This window comes from Longimicrobiaceae bacterium, from assembly GCA_035696245.1.
In the GTDB taxonomy this organism is placed as follows: Bacteria; Gemmatimonadota; Gemmatimonadetes; order Longimicrobiales; family Longimicrobiaceae; genus DASRQW01.
The window spans coordinates 1-5,440 of record DASRQW010000279.1 but is presented as its reverse complement, the minus strand read 5'-3'; the positions used below and the strand labels follow the sequence as shown (position 1 = coordinate 5,440).

Annotated in this window: 5 protein-coding genes; 3 read left to right on the top strand and 2 right to left on the bottom strand. The window is 71.7% G+C overall.

The window, feature by feature from the left end:
• The 3 genes from VFE05_13010 to VFE05_13000 form a co-directional block, all read left to right on the top strand.
• Positions 1-1,026 (top strand): serine hydrolase domain-containing protein (locus VFE05_13010; protein HET6230985.1); only part of this gene is annotated, 1,026 nt, incomplete at its 5' end.
• Between the two features lie 135 nt (positions 1,027-1,161).
• Positions 1,162-2,322 (top strand): hypothetical protein, encoded by a 1,161-nt coding sequence (locus tag VFE05_13005; GenBank protein HET6230984.1) that lies wholly within the window; start codon positions 1,162-1,164, stop codon positions 2,320-2,322.
• 35 nt (positions 2,323-2,357) lie between these two features.
• Positions 2,358-2,843, top strand: a complete 486-nt coding sequence (locus VFE05_13000; protein HET6230983.1) for a hypothetical protein — start codon at positions 2,358-2,360, stop codon at positions 2,841-2,843.
• 289 nt (positions 2,844-3,132) lie between these two features.
• On the opposite strand, the gene dacB is transcribed toward VFE05_13000, so the two are convergent.
• Both dacB and VFE05_12990 read right to left on the bottom strand, forming a co-directional pair.
• Positions 3,133-4,644 (bottom strand): D-alanyl-D-alanine carboxypeptidase/D-alanyl-D-alanine-endopeptidase, encoded by a 1,512-nt coding sequence (dacB, locus tag VFE05_12995; GenBank protein HET6230982.1) that lies wholly within the window; start codon positions 4,642-4,644, stop codon positions 3,133-3,135.
• Positions 4,641-5,327 carry a GNAT family protein gene (locus VFE05_12990; GenBank protein HET6230981.1) on the bottom strand — a complete coding sequence of 229 codons (687 nt, stop codon included), beginning with the start codon at positions 5,325-5,327 and terminating at the stop codon, positions 4,641-4,643. Before VFE05_12990 ends, dacB begins: the two co-directional genes overlap by 4 nt.
• Between the last annotated feature and the right edge of the window lie 113 nt (positions 5,328-5,440).

The window sequence follows — 5,440 nt, the reverse complement described above, 5'->3', positions numbered from 1 at the left end:
CTGGTCGCCGCGTACCAGCGGGAGACGGGCGCGCCCTGCGTGTCGGTCGCGGTGATCCGCGGCGGGCGGGACACGCTGGCCTTCCGCGGATACGGCGTGGCAGACGTGGAGAACGGCGTGCCTGCCACGGCGGCCACGGTGTACCCCATCGCCTCGCTCACCAAGCAGTTCACGGCCGCCGCCGTGATGCAGCTCGTCGAGGAGAAGCGGATCGCGCTGGACGATCCGATCGGGCGACATCTCCCCGATCTGCCTGCCGGATGGCGCGGCATCCGCATCCGCCAGCTGCTGAACCACACGTCCGGCATCCCCGACTCACCCGTGCTGACGCGCGAGGAGCTGATGCCGGACTCGGTGGTCGCGCTCGCCGGAAAGAAGCGGATGGAGTCCGCGCCGGGCTCGCGGTGGAGCTACAGCAACGTGGGCTACCTCGTGCTGGGGCTGCTCGTGGAGAAGGTGACCGAGGAGCGCTACGACGCCTACCTCGAGCGGCGGATCCTGCGGCACGCGGGGCTGGCGGCGACCCGCTACTGCGACGAGGAGGCCATTATCCCCCGCCGTGCATCGGGCTACGTGCGGCACGGGGACGTGGTGAACGCGCCGTACAACAGCGCGGTGCCGTCGTTCTCGGCGGGCGGGCTCTGCTCCACCGTGGGCGACCTCGCGGCGTGGAATCGCGCGCTCGCCACCGGCCGCGTCGTCACTCCCACATCGTATGCCCGCATGACCACGGCCGAAGGCGCGGCGGCCACGCACGGCTATGGCTACGGCCTGATCGTCGCGCCGTTCGAAGGGCATCGGATGGCGGGGCACGGCGGCACGCTCGCCGGATTCTCCTCCGCCAGCGCCTACCTGCCCGACGACAGCCTGTCGGTCACGGTGCTCACGAACCTCGGCTCCGGAAATCCCAGCAAGCTCCTGCTCGATATCGTCCGCATCGCCCTCCCCGCATCTCCGTCACGTCCCTCCACCAAGACGCCGCCGGCGGCACCGCAGGCGGGGAGGAAGGACTCGGCCGGACCGTAGCGGGCGGTTCCGCGAAGGAAGCTGGGCGTCGGCGGTACGGCGCGGCTGAGCGCGCTACGTCGCAGCGGCCGGGTGGCGAGGTGCGGCGGGAGTGCTACGCCGGTGCGGCACGGATGATGAAGGGCGTCGCGCCCCATGGAATACAGAAACGACGCCTTCCTATTCCCGCTGGTGCGCGAGCCGGCCTCGCGCTGGGAGCGCGCCGGGCTGTCGCCCGCGCACGAGCGCTTGTTCAACGTGGTCGCGTGGGTGCTGGTGGCCGTGTTCGTGGCGGGCTGGACGTACTCGATCGCCACCACGACGCGCCACGGGCCGCTGGACGACGGGCCGGTGGCCTCCATCTCCGACCAGCTCACTCGCAGTCCCTTCAGCGACGACGCCCCGCCGGAGCCCGCGTTCGTGATGGATGAGGTGGTGCAGCAGTTCGCGGGCGCCTTCAACGAGGACGACTACCGCGGCCAGAGCGGCAAGGTGAACGTGGTGGTGCGCTCGCCGGGGGAGCCGCTGGACCTTCCGGCCGCTCCCGCCGGCGCCCCCGGCGCGCAGGTCGTGCTCAAGCCGGCAGAGGGCACGCAGGGCGCGCCGGTCTCGGGCCAGCAGGCGCCCACCAGCCCCGGCATCTGGAACGTGATGCTGCAGATGCGCGACGCGGTGAGCCCCGCGGCGCCGGTGTCGGTGATCTCGCTGGTGCCGCTCTCGGCCAAGCAGAACGGCCGCGTGGGCACGTACAAGGTGGGCGAGTGGCCGTTCGAGGAAGGCGGCGCGCCCAAGCCACAGTACGACCCGCCCAAGGGCCTGGTGCAGGTCACGCCGGAGAACGAGGACCTGCAGATCAGCGAGCACCTGCGGCTGCGCGACATCATGACCAAGGGCCAGGAGAACGTGTGGCCCAAGTACGTGGTGCTGTCGCCGCGGCTGCTGGACAAGGTGGAGCTCACCATCGCCGAGCTGCAGGCCGAGGGGCACCCGGTGGAGCACATCTTCGTGATCAGCGGGTTCCGCACGCCCAGCTACAACGAGACCGGCGGCGACCCCACCGGCCGGGCCAGCCTGTCGCGCCACATGTACGGCGACGCCATGGACATCTGCGTGGACAACAACCACGACGGGCGGATGGACGACCTGAACGGCGACGGCCGCGTGACGGTGGCCGACGCGCGCGTGATCGGCCACGCGGCCGAGCAGGTGGAGGCCAAGTACCCCAACCTCATCGGCGGCATCGGCATCTACGCGCCCACGGGGGCGCACTCGGGGTTCGTACACATCGACACGCGCGGCTTCCGGGCCCGCTGGTAGCGATCCGGCCCACAACGACAGACCAGGAGCGAACGGTGAGCGACGAACGGGAGACCCAGATCCGCGTGGAGCGGGCGGGCGGCGACAAGCGCGGCGCGCGCGGCGTGGCGCCGGAGATGGACGTGCGCGACGAGGACATGGAGCCGCACGAGGGGCTGCGCTACATCGCCCGGCTCTTCAAGGTGCTCTCCATCCTGCTCATCCTGCTGCTCATCGGCGAGGCGGTGCTGGGGCTGCGCAGCCAGGGCGGCGCGGCCATCCCCCGGCTGCTGGTGGAGGCCACGCGGCTGATCGTGTTCGCCGGCTTCCTGTGGGGCGCGGCCGACATGGCGCTCATGTTCATCGAGTCCAACCACGACCTGCGCGCCGCGCGCATCCTGGTGGGCCGCGTGAACGGCCGGCTTCAGCGCCTGGAGCAGGCGCAGTTCGGTGCCGTTCCCACCCCGCCAGCCGGGGGACCGGCGCGCCCCGCATCTGCCCCGCCCCCGACCGGCGGCACCACGCCACCCCCGGGGTTCTGAGCGGCGGCTTTCGGGGGACGATCAGCATCCGGCGAGCGAAAGAGGGGCGGCGACCACCAGCGGTCGCCGCCCCTTCTTCATGCCTGAAATCCCGGTAGGGGGGCACCTGTGTGTGCCTCCGTGGTTCAGCCCGACGGATGATGCCGAATCCGATGCGTCTGCGCGGCAGGGAGAGTGCCCCCTCCCCCAGCCCCTCCCCCGCAAGCGGGAGAGGGGAGCTTGTTTAGGGCGCATCGGGAGGATTGTGCCGATGCCGAGCGGGGCGGGGCGGTGAAGGAGGGTCGGGCGCCTACCTGCGGAAGGTGTAGATGCGGAGCAGGGCGGCTTCGGCAAGGCGGTCGGCGTCGCGGGCGGAGAGGGTGTGGTTGTTGACCATGGTGGAGAAGACGATGCGCTCGCCCGCCGCGGTGGTGAGGTAGCCGGAGAGCGAGCGGACGCCGGACAGCGTGCCCGTCTTGGCGTGCACGTTGGCCTGGAGCGGCGTGCCCTGCATCCGCGCCGCGAGCGTGCCGTCCACCCCGGCGATGGGCAGGGCGGCGTACCACGTCTGCCAGTTGGAGCTGTGCGTCATGTGCGTGAGGATGCCGGCGAGCAGGTCGGGTGCGACCAGGTCGTAGCGTGACAGGCCGGAGCCGTCGGCCTGCGACAGCTCGCGCGGCGGCACGCCCCACAGGCGGTGCAGGCTGTCCACGACGGCGCCGCCGGCGCGGGCGCTTCCCTCGCCGCGAAGCTCGCGGCCGAGCGTCTTCAGCAGCATCTCGCCGATCTGGTTCTGGCTGGGCTTCAGGAAGCCGGGCAGGATCTCGGCGAGCGGGGGCGATACGTGGGTGAAGAGCGGCAGCGAGTACGCGGCCGGCTCCGCGGGCGGAACGTCATCCGCATCCACCGGCGCGCCGTCCACGCGGATGCCGGAGCGCGCCAGCGTCTCGCGGAGCACGGTGACGAAGTAGAGCGTGGGATTGTGGACGGCGATTCCCTCTTCCACGAACGGCGTGTCCGCGGCGATCTGGCCGGAGATGCGGAGACCCAGCTCCAACGGCTCACGGGTGACGTCGATCCGCGTGGCGGTGCCGCGAGCCGCCGTTCTGACGCGGCTCTGGTCGATGATCGCATAGCCGGTGGCGGGCGACAGTTGGACGCGGACCTGTCCATCCGGCTCCGCGCCGGGGGAGACGCGGACGGTGATGGCGCCCTCGTTGAGCTCCAGGCCGGAGATCTCGGCCGAGTAGTCCGCGTCCGCGTCGTCCCACGCCCAGCCGCGGCCGAGAGCCACGTCGTCGAACACGTCGTCGTCGCCGATCACGCGGCCGGTGATGCGGGTCACCCCGTGGGCGCGCAATGAGTCCGCCCAAGCGCGGAAGACGGCCGTCGCGTCGCCGTTCTGGAAGCGGGCGGAGATGGACGGGTCGCCGCCGCCGCGGACGACCAGGTCACCGTCCAGCACGCCGCCCGCCACGCGCCCGTGCGCCTCCACGCGCGTGCGGAATCGGTACGCGGGCCCAAGCGCCTCCAGCGCGGCCGAGCCGGTCACGATCTTCATGTTCGACGCGGGCACGAACAGCTTCCCGGCGTTTCGCGCGTACAGAACGTCGCTCCGGTCCAGCGAGCGCACGGCCACGCCCCACTGCGCGTGCGCGAACGCGGTGTCCTCGAAGATGCTGTCCAGCGCCGCGGCCAGCACCGCCGCGGGCGTGCGCACCGGCGCGGGCGCCACGGCGGGCGGGGGCGTGCACGCGCCCAGCAGGGCGGCGGCAAGCGCGGCGTGCGCGCGCAGACGTCGATTGGCGAGAAGCTGCATCATCCCCGGAGTGCGGAGGTGGATTCGGAGCCGGACGGATGCCGCGCATCGGCCGACGTGCCGCCGGGCGAAGTGGACGGGGCGGAAGCCGACGGGGGATACGGACGCGACATCATCTCCAGAAGGCGTTCGCGGACGCGGGGCCACTCGTCGTCCACGATGCTGAACCAGATGCTGTCGCGGATGCGGCCGCTCTGCGTGACCTGGTGCTTGCGGTGCACGCCCTCCTCCGTCGCGCCGATGCGGAGCATGGCGTTGCGCGACTTCGTGTTGAGCACGTCGGTCTTCAGCTCCACGCGCATGCAGCCCAGCACTTCGAAGGCGTGGCGGAGCATGAGGAACTTGGCTTCGGTGTTGGCGCCGGTGCGCTGCCAGGCGGGCGCGATCCACGTCCACCCGATCTCCACGCGGCGGTTGGGCAGGTCCGCGTTCCCGAAGCGCGTGCTCCCGATCACGCAGCCCGTTGCGGCATCCACCGTGGCGAAGGGGAGCGCCTTGCCCGCGGACTGCGCGTCCAGCGCCTCCTGCACGTAGGCGCGCATGTCGGTCTCGGTGCGGATCTGGGCGATGGTCAGGCGCCACAGGCTCTCGTCCAGCCCGATCTCGCACAGCGCGGGCACGTGCGCCAGCGTGAGCGGCTCCAGGCGCACCACGCGGCCCTCCAGCGTCACCGGCTCCAGCTTCATCGTGTCTCTCGTCCGCCGGGTGGAAATAGAAGCGCTTGCGCGGCTGGGAGGGCCCCCTCCCCCGGCCCCTCCCCCAAAACTGCCTGGGGGAGGGGAGACCAAACGTGCGGGCC